The following is a 19,637-nucleotide window of genomic DNA, read 5'->3' on the forward strand; positions in this document are numbered from 1 at the left end:
TTGACTCGATTTCAGAATTGGGCGTTATCAGGTTCGATGCTGGACCACAACATTCTTTGCTTGCTACCCAGTCGATCGCTCTACGCAAAGAGACTCTTTATCAGTCAACGACTGGTTTCGGTTGGCTAACGCCCCCTTCTGCTTCATTTGTGAGAGATGACCTGGCGCCAACACGTTCGCCCTTAACTATCGACGGAGTATCAGGGAGTTCGCTTGAATTTAGAGCTGATGTAAATGCCGGCACGTGGGAAGTATTTGTATGGCTCGAAATTGGTGAGTTCGACAGCAATGCCACTCAGGTGTACGTTCAAGGAGAACTGAAGCCGATAGACTGGCAAGATTTTCCGCCCCCCGCGGAGCCAAGTAAGGACTTGCCTAAGCTATACCGGGTCTTTGTAACGACAGCCCAAGTAGGTAGCGATGGTTTGATCCTCAAATTCAACGGGCAAAAATCTGAAGTTCGGCTACTTGGTGTTACCCTGTTGTGTGGGGTAAATGACTACTCTCCTGATCAACGCAAACACTTAAGAACTCTTAACTCGAATGTTGGACTAAGCAACCCTCCATCGCTCGCTTTGTTGGAACAGGAGACTAAGGCTGTAGCTCTTGCCAATCCTGGGGATAGTGTCTTCGCACTTTGGCTGCAACGGATAGAGTTTTTAGCCGAGGCTGAGAGATACTATCACATGCGCGGCTGGGACTGGGCTGAAGAAGAAACCGGTCTTAGTATGTTTGATCGGCATCATCAGGCGATCATGCTGTTAGACGCATTGTTGGCTGGAGAAAATAAGGCCGACGAACCTTTGTTGAATCGTGGCCGATTTTTGCGGGGTCGAATGCTCTATTGGCTCGGCAAGGAGCGAGGAGGAAGCGAAATAATCGCTAACGCAGAGCGCGACTTGAGTTTGCTTTACCAACAATTTCCGGAAGACGACCTACTGGCGATGTATGCTGACAAGAAAATTGATTTACAGGACGAATGTGATTGTTTTGAGCCAAGTTCTGTCGCTCCCGCCTGGTCAGTATTGCAACACGAAGCCTTGTGCCGTTTGCGCACGATTGTTCGCTGGTGGACCTCGCACCGTCAACTTGCCAATGGAGAATTGGGAGGCAAGTTTGGTGATGATGTGGAAATGCTTAGGTGGTGGCCCCCCCTCTGCCTGGCTGGCGATCAAAACGCAATAAAGGGTTGGAAACGTTTGGCTGATGGCGTGTGGCACAGCAAACATGTTCACCAAGGGTATGCTCGGAAATTGGCCGACGTGGAGCACGCCTCCGAATTCATCGCCGACACGGCCCCTTTGATGGCGGTCTATTCCGATGATCCGGAGTATTTGGAGCGTTTGCAGCCTTCCGCCGATCTGTTTCGCGATTTGTGGACGGGCATGACTCCCAGAGGCAACCGCTTTTTTCGATCCTCCTGGTTTAGCGCCACGGATATGGTGACCACAGAACCCAAAGGACGTGACGTTGAATTCAATTGCCGGGCTGTGAAGGCAGTCCGCTATTTGGTTTGGCGTCGGCCCGATCCTGAAGTCATCTCGACTCTCCACGAATGGTCGTTGGCTTGGATTGCTGCTGCCTTGAAAACCGAAAAGGGTAAGCCGCACGGAATTCTGCCAGCCTCTGTTCGCTTTACTGACGAATCAATTAATGGAGATGGAGAAAACTGGTATCAAGCAGACATGTACTGGGATTATTTTGACTGGCACCACTCAGCAGGAAGCTTGCTTCTTGATCAGTTTTTCTTTACCTACTTGCTGACAAAAGACGAGCGACTCTTGCAGCCCTTGCTATTAACGTTAGAGCTGATCCAGTCTAATGAAATTCAACAAACCGACGCTATCCCTCGAGAAGGCTCCTCAGCCTGGGCTGCACAGATATTAAGGAAGTGCGATCTCTTCTGGGACGTCGTGGAGCAATGGAGATTCGTGTCAAATAATCAGACTTTTGATCAACTGATCATGCGTTATGGTTCTCCATACGGACAATACCGTATAAGCGGAGACGAACGTTACCTGATCAATGGGCTCGAGTCGCTGCTAGATGATTTGCGCTACAACACACCTTTAAAGACAAGCGAAGCCTATTACACAGATAGAGTGTATATAACCGAGTGGGAGACTCTCAAGGGGATGCTAACGGGAGATAGCATGCAAAACAACACCTCGCCTTATTATGCTGTCTCCTGGGAACAAACTGACGAACATTTCACCGCCCTTGTAAGTGACACGCATGAGACAGGATTGAAAGCTCAACTGTTCTCTCACGGAAATGAGAAGCAAACAGTCGTAATGCGTGTCTGGCAAGCGAAGCCAGGTAATTACATTTTCCGAACCAAGGCCTCGGGCTCACCGGTCAAGGAAGAGCCTGTAAACATCGAAAACCATGGCCAACGTATCTCTGTCGAGTTGCCTGCGCAGAGGTTACTGGAACTAGAACTCACATCAATCGGCGAACGAACTACGGTGGATTGATTGGCATAGACAGCTCACACTTCTATCCGAGACCGCCAGTTTGAGATCTGGTCGATCAGGACGAGGCCCCTTATGTCCGAAGCAGCGATCACGTTATTTCGGGTATCGCGAAAGGTGGACGCGATTCTGGTCGCAGCAGGGCTGTCGCCTCAGAATTATTGATCACTTCGTTTCCGGCAGGATCAAGTTCTAGCCATTTCCCTAGGCGCAATTTCGTATTGTCTTCATCAAGCAGTACATCGTTTGCGCGGAGATGACCAACCATGCGATCAAAGGAATTTGCTAACAATTCGTTGCCAATAACTTGCTCAGCTACTGCATCTGAGGTGGACGCAGCGCCGACTCGATGAGAAACTCCAGCGAGGTGACAAAGTGCGCTGCTTACATGTCCCTCTCGTATCTCGGCGTTCAGCACGGTCTTGTCTTGACGTGCGACGGCATCGAGCCAGTTGGCGAAATGATCGCTGGATTTCTTCCAACGTTTCACCTCATGGCCATCAAGATCGAAAGCGATTGCCTCGTGATAACTCGGCACAAGGACATGCCCCTGTTCGCACTGAATCAATACCCCTATTCTGCTTCCTCGATAGGAATCCATGGAGGCTTTCCAATCGGCCTGGGCTTGCTGGGAACGTGGCAAACCACGAGTTTCAAACAGCAAAGGTGCTTGCGGATAGTCGTAACAAGCGATTTGAGTGTTGGGCGTATTTCCCGCATCGTCGTAGCCGAATCTTCCACCGATACTAAGTACTCGTGGCGGCAGTTGATTCTCTCCCAAGAACCACCGCGCAATGTCCACCTGATGGATACCCTGATTGCCGATATCGCCGTTTCCGGTGTTGAAATCCCAATGCCAGTCGTAATGCAACTCCGGTCGAAAAATCTCCTGCTTCTTGGCAGGGCCGCACCAGAGATCGTAGTGAATGTGCTTTGGAATCTTTAGTGGACTACTGAGCTTGCCAATACTCATTCTTGGCTTATAGCAGGTACCCACTGCATAGAGAATTTTTCCCAAGCCACCTTGCTGAACCCACTCGACCGCTTCGGCAATCCCTGAACTGGACCTGGCCTGTGTTCCAGATTGAACAATTCTCCCGTAGAGCTCGGCGGCAGCGACTAGTTGCTGTCCCTCCCAAACATCATGGCTGATGGGTTTTTCGACGTAGACGTCTTTACCGGCTTGAATCGCTGCGATGGCAATAAGAGCATGTGTATGATTCGGCGTGGCAATCGAAACAGCGTGGATGTCCGCTTCGTCCAACAGGCGGCGATAATCGACAAACCTCTCGATGCTCCGCCCCAGCTTCTGCTCTGTTTCTGCGCTCCGCTCGTGAAGGATTTTTTCATCCACGTCACAGATTGCTACGACGTGCTTGCCAAGTGCTTGAAGATGCTCATTGCCTCTGCCTCTTGCTCCGATGACTGCCACGCGAATGTCTTTTGTCTCAGAAGCCTGGACTTTGCTGGAAAGTACTGCCAAGCCAGAAGCAGAGGCGGCACCCAGGAATAATCTGCGGTTTATCGTGTGCATACTCATTCCCCCTTAGAAGGTATGGAGCATTAGACGGCTTATCAGACAATAGTAATCAAAATCGACGTTTGGGAGCGAAGCCTGAAGAATAGTTGCCTTTCCCGCATCCTATCATAAATCTCTTTTGCGGGCTTCTCCAACCCTGGGTGTTGTCCGCAAATGTGAATTCAGAAACTAGCGATCTGTTTATTGAGAAGAAACGATTCCAGGAAGAAGTAGTGCACGATTCATCTAAGATTGCAGCCACTGCAGGCCAACTTTTTCCGCCTGTTGGCAAAAAGGGCCTTTCTCGTTGCAAAAATTACTTCAGAGTCTTATAATGCAGGTTATCAATGTCCAAAGAAATCTCTTCTATTTTAGATCTTCCACTTGTGAAGCCCAGGGAGTTGATGCACATGCACTGGAAATTTGCTGTTATCGCTTCGCTGATTGCTATCGCTATTCTGTCATCTCCACAACGGTCGTCTGCCCAGGAGGACGAAACCTATGATTTTGATGGTGTCGCCGATATGGATCCGCAGCCAGCGGATCCCACCGACTGGATGACCAGCGAGAATTGGAGTGATTCAGGAGCCGATCCGCTTCCCCCCTTTGGGCCAGCGATTCCCGATTTTGGAACTCGAGTTGAGATTCAGACCTCTACTTTTGGCGTCAATGCACCTGTCATCGGTCCTGGGGATACTGCTGAAGCATTCGAACTACGTATTGCTCGTTTCGGCGGCGAAGGTTTACTGACCATGACCGGCGGAACTCTCACCACGGTGAACAGCTGTTCGATGTCCCCTTTTACTTGCAATAGAAGGTTGCGTGTGGGTGCTGCCGATGTTGCCTTGGACATCGATCGCCATCCAGGAACTTTCAATTTGAGTGGGGGAACAGTAACAACCGATTCTTTGTGGATCGGTAGTGGCTCAAAGGGCCAAGTGACTATGAGTGGGGGGATTTTGAACACGCGCGGAGATTTGTCTTTCGACTGGACGTTCGATGCAGGCAGCAATCTAAACATGACCGCCGGGACGATCAATGTGGGCAGTGATATTCGCATGTATCGCAATTCTTCCCTTGATCTAGATGGCGGCACGATTATCGTAGCCAACACTGTAAATTTAGGGTTTACCGACGCCAATATTACTCAGACCCCAAATGTGTCTGCCAACATATTGAGTGGGCTACTGCAAGCGAATAATGCTCTCCGGGTGCAAGGGTCAGTCGTTGTCGATGGCGGTATTTTGAGGGCAGGCAGTTTTAATGAAGCCTTAAGTGTGGGGACCATTGAGATCAACGGCAATGGCCTTTTACAATTTAAGAATGCTCAAGAGAGTGTTGCAGCTGTGCAAGGGCTGATCACCAGCGGGTTCTTCACGACGAGTGGAGCTTCTCCATTGTCAGTATCCGTTGTAGACGTTGGCGGGACCGATTACACCCAGGTTTCGAGCGCTGCACCTGGCCTGCTGGGTGACTTCGACAACGACGGTGACGTGGACGGCCGTGATTTCCTGCATTGGCAGCGAGGTGACTCACCTAATGGTGTTTCAGGTGTCTCTGTATCAGCGGCAGATTTGACCGATTGGCAAGGCAATTACGGGGCACCGCCGCTCACTGCAGTCGTCGCTGTTCCCGAGCCAGCAGCGGGCGTATTTGTTTTTTTTCTTAGCCTAGCACTGCTATCCCGTTCCACATTAGTTTTGAATAAATCGGTTTGAAACTAGGTTTTCTATCTCTACTGCAGGAATTATTGATTAATTTTAGTATATGCGTTGTGTGTTCCATCAGCTTAGAAGTGTTGAAAAGTTTTTCACAATTGGAATCGTTCTGACAGGACTCTTCCTGCTTCCAACAATTGGTTGCAGTGACGGTCGGCCAGGTAGACTGGCGGTGTCGGGGCAGGTGTTAATTGACGGACAGCCACTTACACATGGCTTCATCCGATTCGTACCTGAAGTGGGACGCCAAGCAGCCGCTAGGCTTGATGAGGAAGGCCGATTTACGCTCTCCACCTACGCGAAACATGATGGTGTCATACCTGGAGTATATAAAGTCGAGGTAGATGCATCGGAGGAACTCAGCGCCAAAAAGAAAAAGTGGCATGCACCAAAAAAGTACTTTCGATACTCAACATCCGATTTGAAGCAGAGTATCACCGAACCTACTGATTCGCTCGTGGTCAACCTTACATGGGATGGGGGGAAACCTTTTGTGGAGCGACTCCGCTGATTTATCCTGTCCGGTAAATAAATTCCAGTAAGAGTGATTCTCCGTGCACGTTAGGTAAAGATTATTAAGACTCTTGCCAGCAACAGTTAATTAAAGATCATGAATTAGTTTATGGAGAGATGCGGATGTGCTGGATTGGCAGTGGCGTGAAATTACTTCGACGCAAAGACCAGGGCTTTACTTTAGTAGAACTTCTGGTCGTGATCGCAATTATCGGAGTGCTTGTTGCACTTTTGCTGCCAGCAGTCCAAGCTGCGCGCGAGGCTGCCCGGCGAACTCAGTGCGTCAACAATCAAAAGCAGATTGGTTTAGCGCTGTTGAACTATGAAGGCACGAATGGAAATTTACCCGCCGGGCGTCATGGCTGCGACGGAGCGGTAGAGCCTTCGGTGAGTGGCTGTGAGCAAGACTCAAGTATTCTGCGATCGTCAATGAGTGGGTTTGTAAAGATACTCCCCTATTTGGAGCAACAAGCGATTTATGACGCACTTGATCTAAGCAGTCAAAATAGAATTATCTGGCCAATTGGAGCCTCCTCCGAAGAGGCCGACGGTTACACCTCTTGGGCAACTCCGCAGATTCAACAAGCCCTGAACACGCGACCGGATATGTTCGTTTGTCCGAGTGCTGGTTCTGAACCCATCACTGATTCACTGGTTTATCAGAACGCGGAGCTTCCTCCGGCCACCGGAGACTATGTCCTCAACATGGGTCACCGGGGTCCCAGTTGGGGCAGAGATTTCTTTGGAGTGAAAACGGATAATTCCGGCCTGTTTTTCTATATTCGAGAAATCGAGTTGCGAGAAATCGAAGACGGAACAAGCAATACGTTTTTTGGTGGAGAGACCTTGGATAGTCACGTGATCGATAGTAGCAACATTTGGTCCTCTGCCGTCCGTCATTTGGACGGCATGCGAACGACTGACAATCCCGTAAATACGCCCGCGGGACCAGATTTTGTGGATTTCGTCAAGATGCATCGGAAGAGAGTCCCGCCCGACAGACCGTATTTTGCAGCATGCGCATTTGGAAGTCGGCATTCGAGGGGTGCGAATTTTTTCTTCGCCGATGGCCATGTGGAGTTCATTTCAGAGGATATTTCCCCGATTCCATACAACGCCTATGCAACGAGGGCCAGTCAAGAATTAAATGATGAATATGCCCAAGAACAGTAGAAAAAGCTTGGAAGTTGCTTGTAAAGAGTTTATACTAATTTCCAGGAATTAGGTTTTTTTGTTGGATCAGTTCCTTCACTCATCGTTAGAGGAGACTTGCTAATGTGTAGAAAAATTGTTGGTTTAGCTTCTATTTTCTTTTGTTCTTGCGCTCTTATGACGACCGCCAGTTATGGCCAGTTGGATGGCCTCTATGAATTCGACGGAGGTGGCGATGGCACTTCCTGGGATGACGCAGCCAACTGGGAGCAAAAACTGGATGCCTTCGGCAATCCCATCAGTGGTGACCCTGCTACACCCCCGAGTCCGACCACATCGGCGGACATTCCACTACTAGGCGTTGTTCTAGTTGATAACACACAGCCAGGTCAAACCGCGCTGGACGTAAACATTGGTACTTCTGCTGGGAATGGTTCTGCCTTCATTACAGGTGGAGACTTAACAGTTCGCGACATGAATGTTGGCAGTGATTCTGGTGGAATTAATATTGGTTTGTTGTCCATGTCTGGAGGCACTCTAGCGGCCGGCGACGATATCACTCTGGGAAATGGTTCTGTGGGTGTGATGACGATGTCAGGTGGTACAGCAAGTACCGGAGATGATTTCGTCATTAACTCTAACAGCTCACTCACCATGACCGGTGGTGCTATTAATATCGGCGATCGACTGGTTACGGAGGATAATGCTGGGATTGTGCTAAGTAATGGGGACATCTTCGCCGATGACGATTTCTTCTTCTTCGGCAACTCCCAAATCACCGTCAATGGCGGTTCAATGATTGTGAATGACAAGCTTCGATTCGACGATGATGACAGCTTCAGCGGAAAGCTGACGATCAACGATGGTTTCGTGCGCAGCAATGAGTTTGGAGTAGAAGTTGATGGGCTGCTCACCGATTTTCGTGGTGAAGTAGAAATTAATGGCTCTGGCCTCTTTCAAGTTGAAGAAAGCGGCGGTCCTAGCAGTCCTATCAGCCAATTGAGCCTCGGCACAGCACGTGATCTTATTGCCGAAGGCGTTCATTTCACTACCAGCGAGCCAGCACCTAAGAAACTGGGGGCATTTTTGGTCACGGTCCCCAGCTTTGACGGCAACACGAATGTCTCGTTTGTTCAAATCTCGGTAGTTCCTGAACCAGCTTCCGTGTTGTTACTTGGTCTCGGTACTTTGGCACTCGTATTAAGGCGTAAGAACCAAGTAGCCTAAGCGGCTAGGTTCGATAGCTCATTTGATGACACAGGCTGGTCACTTCTGTGACCAGCCTTTTTTTGCATTAAGTGGGCCCTGCGTAGATAGCACCGAACCGTTCCAGCGGGCGGCTTGTCCAACCACCAGCTCGAACGACCACCGCGAATCGAAGTCTGTCGACTTCACCTACCGCACTTCGGCAGGTGCCGACCTGGAATACTGGGCTTCCCCCCTGTAACTGATCCAGTCTATTGCGAGAATCGAATCGCATCTGGGCGTAGCCCGGATAGTTCAATCTGGTTCGAATCCAGCCGGGGATACTTTTTGGATTATTCTGGCCCTGGTAAGCGGCTTTCGCTCTGAGGCTCAACTTGTGCTGCGTTATCTAGCACACGGTTCTTGACCTGGCGAATGAGGCTTAGGATCTCGTCTGCCTTGGGTCCCCCGATTTGGAGAAACGTTTTTCTCGCTTCCTTGCTAGCTTGCTGAAATCTTTCGCGCTCTGCTGGCGTTAATGCGGGAGTGATGTTTAAGAACGGATTGTCGTCAATGAGTTCCTGTCGCTCCTGCGTGGATAGACTTTCAATAAAATCTGACAGATCGCCGCAGATATTGAGCTTCGCCCGTTTTTGCTGCATCTCGCGAACGATTGCCTTGAGTCGATCCGACTGGAATTGCACTTGCTGCTCGAATATGTAGTCGTTGAGATCGGCTATCGTTTGGTCAACGATAGCTTGATCTTCTTCAGAGAGATTATCGTAGAATTCCTGATTCGCGACGACTGTGGTAACGAAGTGAGCGTGTCCCGGGAAGATGAGCCACTCGGTCACCTCGAAGAATTTCTGCCGCTCAATGGCAAAAATCGGATTCACCTGAGCGTCGACCATTCCTAGTTGGAGGGCACTGTAAACCTCGGCATAAGGCAGCGGCGTGGGGCTGGCACCGTAGGCTGCATAGGCATCAATCAACATCGGTGAGGTCATCACCCGGATTTTCACGCCTTGAAAATCCTTGGGCGAACGGACTTCTTTCTGCGTCGTCCATACCATCTCGCCCTCGGGAAAAATGGAGAGCAGCTTCAATCCCTTATCCCTATAGAGCGTATCGAATGTTTCCAACACCTCTGGCGACGATAATATTTGTTGATTCACGATGTCGCTGTTCGACAAGACGAAATGAAGCAGAAACACCTGTGTCTCGGGAATAAACTTGCCGATCGATCCCGGTGAAGCCATGGCGAATTCCAACGCACCCAGATTGAGCTGCTCTGTGATTTGAGTCGAGGTGCCGAGCGTACCATAGGGGTAGACGACCACTTCGACACCACCTGACGTCGCAGCTTCAATCTGTCGCTTGAACTGCGTGGCATACACATGCTGGACACTTCCCTCCGATTCTTCGATGGCAAATCGCCAGATCTGGTGATCCGACTCTGGTGGGTGCTGTGCAGTTCGACCGCAACCGATGCTCACACTAACAATTGCCAGCAAGAGGATTGCCAACTGAAACGGAAGTATGTGCTTGGAACTCGACATATTGTCCTTATAGAATCGAACTCTCTTGCAGCCACATTTCGATGCCGCGCATGATCATGTCGACTGCGATGGAGCCGATGAGGAGCGCTGCGACGCGACCACTGATTTCCATGTATCTTTGGACAATCGCCTCGTTGCGCTTCTTTACGTAGTCAAACAGCACTTTGGCTATCATGAGGAACAGGCAACTGATCACAATAGCTACCACGATTGCCAGAAAGGCTAGCCCTAATGGCAGTCGATTTCCGATCAGTACGCTCGCGCTGACTGTCCCCGGGCCAATCATGAACGGCATTGCCAGCGAGCCGGCCAGATGTTCTGGTGGGCCGCGAAGAGTTTCAATCATCTTGGCACCGAACACCATGTAGCGAAGCGAGATGATCAGAAATAAAATTCCACCGAAAACCAAGAACGCGGCAAATCTCACCTGAAGCACGTGTGAAAATAACTGGTCTCCTCCAAAGGCAAAGAGGCAGAATACTGCCGCACTCATGGCGAATGCTCGCAGCAATACGCCAAAGAATTCTCTTAAAGACAACTCCGACATGATGTCGCGCAGGCACGCACTCATAAAGAATGGATTGAACAGCACGGCCATCAAAACCACAGAATCAATAAACAACGTTTCCATAAAGTTCAATTACAATGCGAAGTGAAGCTGGAGCAAATCTTTCGGCGAGCTATTGAGTATAAGCCAAGTCCCGCAATAGTAGGGCAACGCCTGGAAATGTAAGCAGAATAAACGCCGCGGAGAGTAAAATCACGATGAATGGCGGCGTGCCACGGATGACCTGCCAGTAGGGCTGTCGAAAAATGGCAATCGCGGTGAATATATCACATCCAAAGGGAGGCGTGGCCGAACCGATGGCCACTTGCAACGTGACAACAACGCCAACTAGCACGGGGTCGATATCCGCAGCGACTGCGATGGGGTGAAAAATCGGGGTGAGAATCAAGATGACCACGATCGGGTCGACAAACATGCAGCCAACAAAGTAGGCCACACAGATAGAAAGCATGATGGTCCAATAGCCCGAGTTGGCATTCAGGCCAACTTCTGCCAACAGGTCCTGAGGAAGCTGTGCGAAAGAAATGACCCACGAAAAGGCGGCCCCTGCGCCGACCAAGACGAAAACAACCCCTGTAACCAGACCAGTCGAGAGGGCAACATTCGGCAGATCTCGCCAGGAAAGTTCGCGATAGACGACGAGTTCCAGGAAGGCTGCATAGAGCACCGACACGGCGGCTGCCTCGGTGGGACTGAAGATTCCCGTATATATCCCTCCCAGGATAATTACCGGGAAACCCAAAGGCAGAAGGCTGCGTCGGACCGCACGAATCTTTTGCTCTGCGCTGGCTTTGGTCGCAGACTCGACAACGCTCGGATCCGAGAGGAAATAACAATAGGCGCAAAACATGGCTAGTATCAGCAAGCCTGGCCCCACTCCGGCAACAAACAACTCGCCTATGGAGGTGCCCGAGACGACACCATAGACGATCATCCCGATGCTAGGGGGGATCAACAAGGCGATATCACTGGCATTGATTATTAATGCGGTTGAGAAGGATTCGGAGTATCCCGCCTGAAGAAGCCGTGGCCGAAGCGGACCTCCGATTGCAACGACCGTAGCCTGGGTCGAGCCGGACATCGCACCAAATAACGCACAGCTAACGGCCGTGGTCATCGGCAAGCCGCCCCGAACATGGCCAACAAAGCTCATCACCATGTCGAGTAAACGGTCGGCGGCCTGACCACGAGTCATAATGTCGGCAGCCAGAATGAACATGGGCACGGCAATCAGAGCAGCGGGAGTCACGCCACCGATCCACTGTTGAATGAGGATCGCCGGAGTGATGTCCCCCGGAAAGTAGCACCACAACACGGCTAAGGCTGAAGCCGCGAGAGGAACCATCATTGGAAAACCCATGAAGAGCAATACCAACAAGAGCCCCGCGATGAGCATAGCCATGCCAAACACTTAGACTCCGGCTTTCTGCTCAAGGGGATTGGGAGGTGTGACTGGCAGCTCATCGCTTTGTCCGGTCAACCCCTTGATTGCCGATAAAGCAAACTGGCAACCAGCAAGCAGGAAACCGAGGGGAACGATAAGATAGACCATGTAATAGGGAATTCGGGTCACCGGATAGACGCCCCCTAGCCTGTACACGGCATGCACATAGGTGCAGGCGTAGCCACAGAGTACAAACATCAACAGCGCCGTTGTCGCTTGGACAAGATTTGCCATCCTCATCCGTCCGCGACTGGACAATTGATCGCTCAGAGCGGTCATACGAATATGACGGCCCAAACTAGCAGCGTAGCTCAGGCCAACGAAAGTCACGACAATGATGAGAAACTGAGACACTTCCTCTGCCAAAGCAATACTCGTTCCGAACAATGTGCGAGTTACAACATTCGCGATTGTCAGCACGGCAATTCCAAGAATCGCGGATGACAGAATAATCGCTTCAACCTTTTGAAGTAGAGACGAAACGGTTGTGATGATGTATTTCATTGTGAGAGCAATAATTCATTTTCTTGATTCAAGAAATCGCTAGCAAGCAGGCAAAACAGGGGTTGATCGTCCTCCAGGCACTGCCTATAGTAATATAGTTGCAAGCGTAACTATTTTATATGCAAGTATCTAGGCGAATGGCGGTCCTGGCGAACATTACTGTCGCCATTTCTTGGCTCCAGCGTAGTTGGAGCATGTGAGTTGCGGCAGATTTGTCTGTAGCAACTGCGCTTTCCCACCCCATCTCGCTCTGATTTCCTACCCTCCCAGTTCCCAGTAAAGAACCGTGCCAACGGACCAACTGTCTTCAACTTCGACTCCCAGGCTCTCGAATTACTCTGTGCGCAATCCCACGCCTAGGGATGCAAAAGAGATTCTGAATCTGGTGCGCGAATCGGGCACGCTGGATGAGAACTCGTGTTACGCTTATTTGCTGCTTTGTGACCATTTTCGGAATACGTGCCTGGTCGCTGAATTGGAGGAAAAAATTGCGGGCTTTGTTGCCGCCTATCGTCCTCCTACCCGCCCTCAAAGCGTGTTCGTCTGGCAAATCGGCGTGGCATTGAGCAGCCGAAAACATGGCCTTGCGAAGTACCTCTTACGTCACCTGTTGGCATTGCCAGCAACTGAGGGTGTTCGTTTCTTGGAGGCAACAGTAACGCCTTCGAATGTTCCCTCGCAACGACTGTTTAAGTCCTTTGCTGACGAAGTTCATGCTCCGCTCGAAATAGTGACCGGGTTTGAGAGCGAGCACTTCGACACACCTTCCCACGAAGAGGAATCCCTCTTTCGGATCGGCCCCATTCGGGCTGATCTAGATTCTATTAATTCTTAAGGAGATATTGTTCCATGGAGCATACTGAAAATATATTCGAGCGTCTTGAATCTGAAGTCCGATCTTACTGCCGTGGATGGCCGGTCGTTTTTGAAGAGTCGTATGGTCACACAGTAATTGACGAATCGGGACGAGAGTACATCGACTTCTTCGCAGGTGCAGGGGCGCTCAATTATGGACACAACAACCCGGTCCTCAAAGCGAAGCTGCTGGATTATATCAGCGGGAACGGAATCTCTCATTCGCTGGACATGATGACCGAAGCAAAAAGCGACTTCCTGGAAGCGATGGACGAACGAATTTTATCGCCTCGCAACTTGGACTACAAAGTCATGTTCCCCGGGCCAACGGGCACAAACTCGGTGGAGGCGGCGCTCAAACTGGCAAGACAAATCACGGGAAGAACGAACGTCATTGCTTTCACCAACGCCTTCCACGGCATGACTCTCGGTTCACTAGCCTTGACAGGTAATGGCAGCAAACGCGACGGGGCCGGCGTCCCTTTAGGCAACGTAACACGCATGCCCTACCATCGCTACTTGGACGACACCGACACAATCGATCTGTTGGCGAAACATCTGGAAGACACGAGTAGCGGCGTCGATATGCCCGCGGCATTGATCCTGGAGCTGGTACAAGCCGAAGGGGGAGTCAATGTAGCGACCAACCCCTGGCTGCGACGCTTGGAGAAACTGCTAAAGGAACATGGCGTGTTGCTGATCGTGGACGACATTCAAGCAGGATGTGGTCGGACGGGCACCTTCTTCAGCTTCGAATCCGCCGGGCTTGATCCAGACATCGTCTGTCTCTCCAAAAGTCTCTCCGGGTATGGAACTCCCATGGCAGTCACCATGTTTCGGCGTGAACTCGATCAGTGGGAGCCAGGAAAACACAACGGCACGTTCCGCGGCCACAACCTAGCCTTTGTGACGGCCACTGCCGCACTCCACGAGTACTGGCAAGACGATGCGTTGACCAATCAAATCAAGAAAAAGGCAAACATAATGCGAGGTGTGCTCGACAAAATTGCCGAGCAGGTGCCCGAGGAAGCCCAGCAGGTTCGCGGCCGAGGGATGATACAAGGAATTGAATTTAAAGACCCCGCCACAGCAGGAGCAATTTGTGCTGCCGCCTTCAACCGTGGCCTGCTCATCGAAACTTCAGGTGCCAGTGACGAAGTCTTGAAGCTATTGCCACCACTGACAATTGAAGAAAGTGCATTGACCCAGGGACTCGAAATCTTGCAAGAGAGCGTCGAGGAAGCCTTGGTCAGCATTGGAAATTGAGAGTCCGACAAAAACCACTTCGTCTACTCAAGGAGTCAGAAAATGATTGTGCGGTCACTCAATGACTTGCAAGATATGGGACGTGTAGTATCAGCCGAAGGATGGACGAGCCAACGTCTTCTGCTGCAAGAAGATGGCATGGGTTTTTCTATGCACGACACGATCATCGAGGCAGGGGCTGTTTTGGAAATGCACTATAAGAACCATCTGGAAGCGGTGTACTGTGTCGAGGGTGAAGGTAACGTCTTCTCAGTCTTGACAGAGACGAACTTCCCGATTCAGGCGGGAACCATCTATGCACTCGATCAGAACGACAAGCATGTGCTAACCGCAACGAAGACGATGCGGATGATATGTGTCTTCAATCCCCCTTTGGTTGGACCAGAGTCCCACGATGACGAAGGTGCCTATCCTCTGTTGACTGCAGCTACGCCATGTGAGGCTAGCGTTTAGAAAGGTGTAGAGATTCCTTCACATGAGCATTTTATATTCTTCGAGAGAAAGGAACATGACAACTTCAATAGCTATTGCCGACCCCTATCACTCGCGTCAGGGAAGTTTCTGGGAATGTGTCGAGCGCGAAGATCCCGTTGTGTGGGGAAAAGCCGATGGACCGCTATCCACTTCGAAGCTTGACCAATACCACGAAAACGGATTTTATTTCGATCAGGATCTCTTCTCAGCAACTGAGTCTTCAGAACTGCTAGCCGAAGCAAATCGCCTGGCGGACTTGGCAGATCCTGCCGATGCCGAAGTCGTTGTTGAACCGAACAATCGGGCTGTACGTTCCGTGTTTCGCGTTCATCAAAAGAGCGATCTCTTTCGCTCAATATGCTGCGATCCAAGAATAGTCAAAGTTGCTCGACAATTCCTGGGTGGTGATGTGTATCTCCATCAGACTCGGGTCAATTTCAAGCCAGGGTTCAACGGTAAAGAGTTCTTCTGGCACTCCGATTTCGAAACATGGCACGTTGAGGATGGTATGCCACGTATGCGAGCTGTGAGCGTCTCAATCGCGTTGACGGAGAACAACGAGTTCAACGGGCCCTTGATGGTAGTCCCCGGTTCGCATCATTGGTTTGTCCGTTGCGTCGGCGAGACGCCGGAGAAACATTTTGAGCAATCACTGAAGAAGCAAGAATATGGCGTACCCGATCAAGAGGCCCTGCAGATGCTCGTCGACAAAGGCGGCATTCAGGCTCCTAAGGGAGAAGCCGGTTCCGCAATTTTCTTTGAGTGCAATCTGATGCATGGATCGTCAGGCAACTTGAGCCCCTACCCTCGCTCAAACTTGTTTATGGTTTTCAACAGTGTGGAGAATGCCGTGCAGGAGCCATTTGGAAATAGGCCACCTCGACCGGAGTTTCTTGCCGAACGCGACTTCACTCCCCTGGAAGGATAGCCCCAGGGCTCAGGACATCATCGCTCTGGTTTCACGTGAACCCCTGTCGCAAGCACCGGGGCGGCGTCCATTTCCCCAGCTCCCATCATTTCAACAATCTGCTCCAGCGAATTGAGTAATGCTGTCCTTTTTTTCTCGGGAAGTTCTTGAAGTCGCTGCAAGAATTCTTCTTGCAGCGGCGTCGGTAGCTTGTCGAGATTCTTTCGCCCGCTCCGGGTCAGCTTCAAACTTACCCGACGGCGATCCTCCTGACTTCTATTGCGTACAATAAGCTCCTGGGATTCGAGTCGGTCAAGAATGCGCGAGATTGTAGCCGGCGAAAGCTGTATGATCTCCGCCAGTTGCACAGCGGTTAGCTCACCATTGGCAGGCGCTTGTCCAATCAGTCGCAAACACAATAGCTGTGGAACGGTCAGTCCCGACTCATTGAACACATGCTGGGAGTGCTCCGCCGTCCTGCGAAGAATTCGACGAATGGCACGTAGAATGGCATCTGCCAGCACATCGTCTACCGTTGCAGTCGATGCACTGCGCCGAGGTCGTTTTAATTGCTTTCCACTTGGCATCGGTCAGGTACCCTTGGAGTCTCTTCCAACAACTGGGACTCGGCATAGTGGCTACAAGACCACATTCAGACAATCTAATCTAGCTGCTTCCTGCATTGCAACTGATTCTCTCCTATTCTTGTAGATCCGATCGCCAGTCATTATCATGGTCGGTAAGTACATCGCCCCTGCTGGAACCTCCTAGAGAAAGCCGGCGACAGTTTTTGGGCTACATTCTGAGCTCCATTCCTCAAGCTAATTCGCTTTTTTCACTCACTTCAAAATTGTTCGCAGCCTGGTTTTCGCCAAGCACAGACCTTTGCAAGGATTTCGTTATGAGTCATCAGATTCCTGCGGCCCGCACAGTTACTCCACTCTCCAGCAAGCATGTCTACCTCATGGCCAACGGCGATCTGCGATTGTCGGCCAATCAGAATTGCTGGGCGGCTCAGCAGGCGATGGAAGAGGAAATTCGCCAGGCAGTTGAGGCACTCGGTTGGACGCTCATCCGCGCGCATCCCTACAAAGAAGACGAAAAACACGGATTCATCGGCTCTCAAAAAGAAGGGATGGATGTCTTCCGGCAACTCGACCCCAACGCCCCAATCATCGTGGCAGAAGCGGTCTGGCAGTACTCCCATCATATTCTCTCAGGATTGATTTCTCATCGCGGGAAGATTCTCACTTTGGCCAATTGGTCAGGCACCTGGCCAGGGCTAGTTGGCATGTTGAACTTGAATGGATCCCTGACAAAGGCGGGCGCCGAATACAGCACACTTTGGACAGAGGACTTTGGCGATGCCCAATTCAAGCAACAACTGGCAAGCTGGCTCTCTGGAGAGACGATTCGTCACCCCCTTGAGCATGTCATTCCCTTGGAAAAGGTTTCTGTCGATTCGCCTGAGAAAGAGCTTGGGGAGGCGCTGGCGAATCAACTGAAGAGCGAAAAGGCAATTATGGGGGTTTTCGACGAAGGTTGCATGGGAATGTTCAACGCGATTATCCCCGACCATTTGCTTAACCCCACCGGTGTCTTCAAGGAACGACTCAGCCAATCGGCCCTCTACTACGAAACAACTCAAGTCTCCGACGAGCAGGCTCGTGATGTGCGGAAGTGGATGGAAGACCGGGGCATGACCTTCCAAACTGGGCCCAAGCATTCCGAAGATCTCACAGACGAGCAAATCCTAAAGCAATGCAAGATGTATATCGCTGCGGTGCGAATCGCCGACGATTTCGGTTGTGACACGATCGGGATTCAGTACCAACAGGGACTGAAAGACTTGCTTCCCGCCAGCGACTTGGTTGAGGGAACGCTCAACAACGGCGATCGTCCCCCCGTCGTGAGTCGAGACGGTCAGCGAGTCCTCTATGAAGGGGAGCCAATCCCACACTTCAATGAGGTTGACGAATGTGCGGGGCTCGACGGACTGATGACCTACCGACTCCATAAGGCGATGGGGCAACCCCCTGAGAACACACTGCATGACCTCCGCTGGGGGGACAGGGATCGTTCGGGAACGGTCGACGACTATGTGTGGGTCTTCGAGATCAGCGGAAGTGTGCCCCCGGCTCATTTCAGTGGAGGCTGGAAGGGTGCGACCAGCGTTCGCCAGCCGGCCATGTATTTTCCCAATGGCGGAGGAACCATCAAAGGGATTTCCAAGCCAGGTGAGATCGTCTGGTCGCGAATCTACGTCGAAGACAATCGACTGAAGATGGACCTGGGGCGTGCCGGTGTCGTAGAACTTCCCCTCGAAGAAACAGAGCGGCGTTGGCAAGAGACGACTCCCCAATGGCCCATCATGCATGCAGTCACCTACGGCGTCTCCCGTGATCAAATGATGGCACGCCACAAGAGCAACCATATCCAAGTTGCCTATGCGAACTCTGCCGAAGAGGCTGACAAAGCGATGCTCGCAAAGGCTGCTATGGCCCAGTCGCTCGGAATGGAAGTCGCCGTCTGTGGCACCCGTAAGGAAGGGGTATCATGGGGGTAGCTGTCAGGATGAATGTGGCAATGAGATCATTAAGAAATTGGTACAAGTAGTCTCACTTCCGAACAGAATGGTCGACCATGATTGAGACACTCCGAAAAGCCTTTCAGGGATGGTCTCGCGACGATGGATCGCTTCTAGCTGCGGCGGTGTCCTATTACTTGGCGCTAGCATTCTTCCCCTTGCTGATTGTGCTCTTGTCTGGTTTGGGATTCTTTTTCCAATGGACCGCGTCAGGTCAGGACGCCGAAGCCCAGTTGCTCACGATCATCGAAGAGCAGTTGTCACCCAGTTTGAGTTCTCAGGTAAAAACCGTCTTCTCACAAGTTCGCGACAAGGCCTCGATTGGGGGGCCGATTGGATTGTTAGTGCTATTGGCAACTGCGATCATCGTCTTTGCCCAAATCGAGACCGCATTCGATCGGATATGGAACGTCCCCATCGAGAAACGGAGCATCTGGCAGTCGATAACACATGTGGTCCTCAAAAGAGCCCGAGCTTTTATTATGTTGACGGCATTGGGGGTCGTTGTGCTGGCGGTCTTTGCAAGCGGAATGATTATGACCACCATGTTGAGCATGGCCGGTGACTCCGAGGCAAGTGAATGGCTTCGCTGGGCTACACAACTCGGCGTGTCAGTCGCATTAAACTTTGCTGTCTTTAGTTGCATCTATCGTTTCGTTCCAAAGTCAGAAGTCTCCTGGAAAGCAGCCGCCGCGGGAGGTTTGTGGGCGGCGCTGATATGGGAACTGGGCCGCATGGTGCTTTCTGCTTTCGTGGTTGGCAAGAAGTATAGTGCCTATGGCGTCCTCGGAGCCTTCCTGGCGATCATGCTCTGGGCCTACTATGCGATGTGCGTCCTCTTTTTTGGTGCTGAAGTCACCCAAGCTGTGTCTGAGGATCACGGTTCTGTGGATTCAGAATCTTGATGTCCTC

At 51.2% G+C, this 19,637-nt stretch carries 17 protein-coding genes; 11 read left to right on the forward strand and 6 right to left on the reverse strand.

Annotation, left to right across the window (positions count from 1 at the left end; translation table 11 throughout):
- Positions 1-56 precede the first annotated feature (56 nt).
- The gene (locus tag Pr1d_RS22620; RefSeq protein ID WP_148075658.1) at positions 57-2,477 is read left to right on the forward strand and encodes a hypothetical protein; all 2,421 of its coding nucleotides are present in this window, start codon (positions 57-59) and stop codon (positions 2,475-2,477) included.
- A gap of 88 nt (positions 2,478-2,565) precedes the next feature.
- Here Pr1d_RS22620 and Pr1d_RS22625 read toward each other — a convergent pair whose 3' ends face one another.
- The gene (locus tag Pr1d_RS22625) at positions 2,566-4,008 is read right to left on the reverse strand and encodes a Gfo/Idh/MocA family protein (RefSeq protein WP_168205434.1); all 1,443 of its coding nucleotides are present in this window, start codon (positions 4,006-4,008) and stop codon (positions 2,566-2,568) included.
- A 395-nt stretch (positions 4,009-4,403) separates the two neighbouring features.
- Between Pr1d_RS22625 and Pr1d_RS22630 the strand changes: the two genes are divergently transcribed.
- The 4 genes from Pr1d_RS22630 to Pr1d_RS22645 all read left to right on the forward strand — a co-directional run bounded on the left by Pr1d_RS22630 (position 4,404) and on the right by Pr1d_RS22645 (position 8,603).
- Positions 4,404-5,711: a hypothetical protein gene (locus Pr1d_RS22630; protein ID WP_148075660.1), complete on the forward strand. Its 1,308-nt coding sequence runs from the start codon at positions 4,404-4,406 to the stop codon at positions 5,709-5,711.
- A gap of 184 nt (positions 5,712-5,895) precedes the next feature.
- Positions 5,896-6,222: a hypothetical protein gene (locus tag Pr1d_RS22635; protein WP_148075661.1), complete on the forward strand. Its 327-nt coding sequence runs from the start codon at positions 5,896-5,898 to the stop codon at positions 6,220-6,222.
- 146 nt (positions 6,223-6,368) lie between these two features.
- Positions 6,369-7,397, forward strand: coding sequence for a DUF1559 domain-containing protein (locus Pr1d_RS22640; RefSeq protein ID WP_168205435.1), 1,029 nt, complete (start codon positions 6,369-6,371; stop codon positions 7,395-7,397).
- Between the two features lie 102 nt (positions 7,398-7,499).
- A complete protein-coding gene (locus Pr1d_RS22645) occupies positions 7,500-8,603 on the forward strand; it encodes a PEP-CTERM sorting domain-containing protein (protein WP_148075662.1) in 1,104 nt (367 codons plus the stop codon).
- 311 nt (positions 8,604-8,914) lie between these two features.
- Here Pr1d_RS22645 and dctP read toward each other — a convergent pair whose 3' ends face one another.
- From dctP to Pr1d_RS22665, 4 genes are read right to left on the reverse strand one after another with little or no spacing between them, the layout of a single operon-like run.
- On the reverse strand, positions 8,915-10,120 hold the full coding sequence (dctP, locus tag Pr1d_RS22650; RefSeq protein ID WP_148075663.1) for a TRAP transporter substrate-binding protein DctP: 1,206 nt from the start codon (positions 10,118-10,120) through the stop codon (positions 8,915-8,917).
- 7 nt (positions 10,121-10,127) lie between these two features.
- Positions 10,128-10,751 (reverse strand): MarC family protein, encoded by a 624-nt coding sequence (locus Pr1d_RS22655; protein ID WP_148075664.1) that lies wholly within the window; start codon positions 10,749-10,751, stop codon positions 10,128-10,130.
- Between the two features lie 49 nt (positions 10,752-10,800).
- Positions 10,801-12,090 (reverse strand): TRAP transporter large permease, encoded by a 1,290-nt coding sequence (locus Pr1d_RS22660; RefSeq protein WP_148075665.1) that lies wholly within the window; start codon positions 12,088-12,090, stop codon positions 10,801-10,803.
- Between the two features lie 9 nt (positions 12,091-12,099).
- Complete coding sequence (locus Pr1d_RS22665) at positions 12,100-12,636, reverse strand: TRAP transporter small permease (RefSeq protein WP_148075666.1); 537 nt, start codon at positions 12,634-12,636, stop codon at positions 12,100-12,102.
- Between the two features lie 340 nt (positions 12,637-12,976).
- Between Pr1d_RS22665 and ectA the strand changes: the two genes are divergently transcribed.
- The 4 genes from ectA to thpD are packed head-to-tail and all read left to right on the forward strand — an operon-like array spanning position 12,977 to position 16,159.
- Positions 12,977-13,471 carry a diaminobutyrate acetyltransferase gene (gene ectA / locus Pr1d_RS22670; protein ID WP_168205436.1) on the forward strand — a complete coding sequence of 165 codons (495 nt, stop codon included), beginning with the start codon at positions 12,977-12,979 and terminating at the stop codon, positions 13,469-13,471.
- Between the two features lie 14 nt (positions 13,472-13,485).
- Entirely contained in the window at positions 13,486-14,757 is a 1,272-nt protein-coding gene (ectB, locus tag Pr1d_RS22675) for a diaminobutyrate--2-oxoglutarate transaminase (RefSeq protein WP_148075668.1), read from the forward strand.
- A 42-nt stretch (positions 14,758-14,799) separates the two neighbouring features.
- Positions 14,800-15,210 carry an ectoine synthase gene (locus Pr1d_RS22680; RefSeq protein WP_148075669.1) on the forward strand — a complete coding sequence of 137 codons (411 nt, stop codon included), beginning with the start codon at positions 14,800-14,802 and terminating at the stop codon, positions 15,208-15,210.
- A gap of 55 nt (positions 15,211-15,265) precedes the next feature.
- On the forward strand, positions 15,266-16,159 hold the full coding sequence (thpD, locus tag Pr1d_RS22685) for an ectoine hydroxylase (RefSeq protein WP_148075670.1): 894 nt from the start codon (positions 15,266-15,268) through the stop codon (positions 16,157-16,159).
- Positions 16,160-16,176: 17 nt separating this feature from the next.
- On the opposite strand, the gene Pr1d_RS22690 is transcribed toward thpD, so the two are convergent.
- On the reverse strand, positions 16,177-16,725 hold the full coding sequence (locus Pr1d_RS22690) for a MarR family winged helix-turn-helix transcriptional regulator (RefSeq protein WP_148075671.1): 549 nt from the start codon (positions 16,723-16,725) through the stop codon (positions 16,177-16,179).
- Between the two features lie 314 nt (positions 16,726-17,039).
- On the opposite strand from Pr1d_RS22690, the gene Pr1d_RS22695 reads away from it, so the two are divergent.
- Both Pr1d_RS22695 and Pr1d_RS22700 read left to right on the forward strand, forming a co-directional pair.
- Positions 17,040-18,704: a fucose isomerase gene (locus tag Pr1d_RS22695; protein ID WP_148075672.1), complete on the forward strand. Its 1,665-nt coding sequence runs from the start codon at positions 17,040-17,042 to the stop codon at positions 18,702-18,704.
- A gap of 77 nt (positions 18,705-18,781) precedes the next feature.
- On the forward strand, positions 18,782-19,630 hold the full coding sequence (locus Pr1d_RS22700; protein ID WP_148075673.1) for a YihY/virulence factor BrkB family protein: 849 nt from the start codon (positions 18,782-18,784) through the stop codon (positions 19,628-19,630).
- Positions 19,631-19,637 lie beyond the last annotated feature (7 nt).

It is taken from the genome of Bythopirellula goksoeyrii (assembly GCF_008065115.1).
In the GTDB taxonomy this organism is placed as follows: Bacteria; Planctomycetota; Planctomycetia; order Pirellulales; family Lacipirellulaceae; genus Bythopirellula; species Bythopirellula goksoeyrii.

Bases quoted from the DNA above. Each gene is read 5' to 3' on its own strand.
- Pr1d_RS22680 (WP_148075669.1), top strand. From the start codon at position 14,800: ATGATTGTGCGGTCACTCAATGACTTGCAAGATATGGGACGTGTAGTA.
- Pr1d_RS22660 (WP_148075665.1), bottom strand. From the start codon at position 12,090: ATGGCTATGCTCATCGCGGGGCTCTTGTTGGTATTGCTCTTCATGGGT.
- Pr1d_RS22665 (WP_148075666.1), bottom strand. From the start codon at position 12,636: ATGAAATACATCATCACAACCGTTTCGTCTCTACTTCAAAAGGTTGAA.
- Pr1d_RS22700 (WP_148075673.1), top strand. From the start codon at position 18,782: ATGATTGAGACACTCCGAAAAGCCTTTCAGGGATGGTCTCGCGACGAT.
- Pr1d_RS22695 (WP_148075672.1), top strand. From the start codon at position 17,040: ATGAGTCATCAGATTCCTGCGGCCCGCACAGTTACTCCACTCTCCAGC.
- Pr1d_RS22655 (WP_148075664.1), bottom strand. From the start codon at position 10,751: ATGGAAACGTTGTTTATTGATTCTGTGGTTTTGATGGCCGTGCTGTTC.
- Pr1d_RS22645 (WP_148075662.1), top strand. From the start codon at position 7,500: ATGTGTAGAAAAATTGTTGGTTTAGCTTCTATTTTCTTTTGTTCTTGC.
- Pr1d_RS22630 (WP_148075660.1), top strand. From the start codon at position 4,404: ATGCACTGGAAATTTGCTGTTATCGCTTCGCTGATTGCTATCGCTATT.
- Pr1d_RS22625 (WP_168205434.1), bottom strand. From the start codon at position 4,008: ATGCACACGATAAACCGCAGATTATTCCTGGGTGCCGCCTCTGCTTCT.
- Pr1d_RS22690 (WP_148075671.1), bottom strand. From the start codon at position 16,725: ATGCCAAGTGGAAAGCAATTAAAACGACCTCGGCGCAGTGCATCGACT.
- thpD (WP_148075670.1), top strand. From the start codon at position 15,266: ATGACAACTTCAATAGCTATTGCCGACCCCTATCACTCGCGTCAGGGA.
- ectB (WP_148075668.1), top strand. From the start codon at position 13,486: ATGGAGCATACTGAAAATATATTCGAGCGTCTTGAATCTGAAGTCCGA.
- dctP (WP_148075663.1), bottom strand. From the start codon at position 10,120: ATGTCGAGTTCCAAGCACATACTTCCGTTTCAGTTGGCAATCCTCTTG.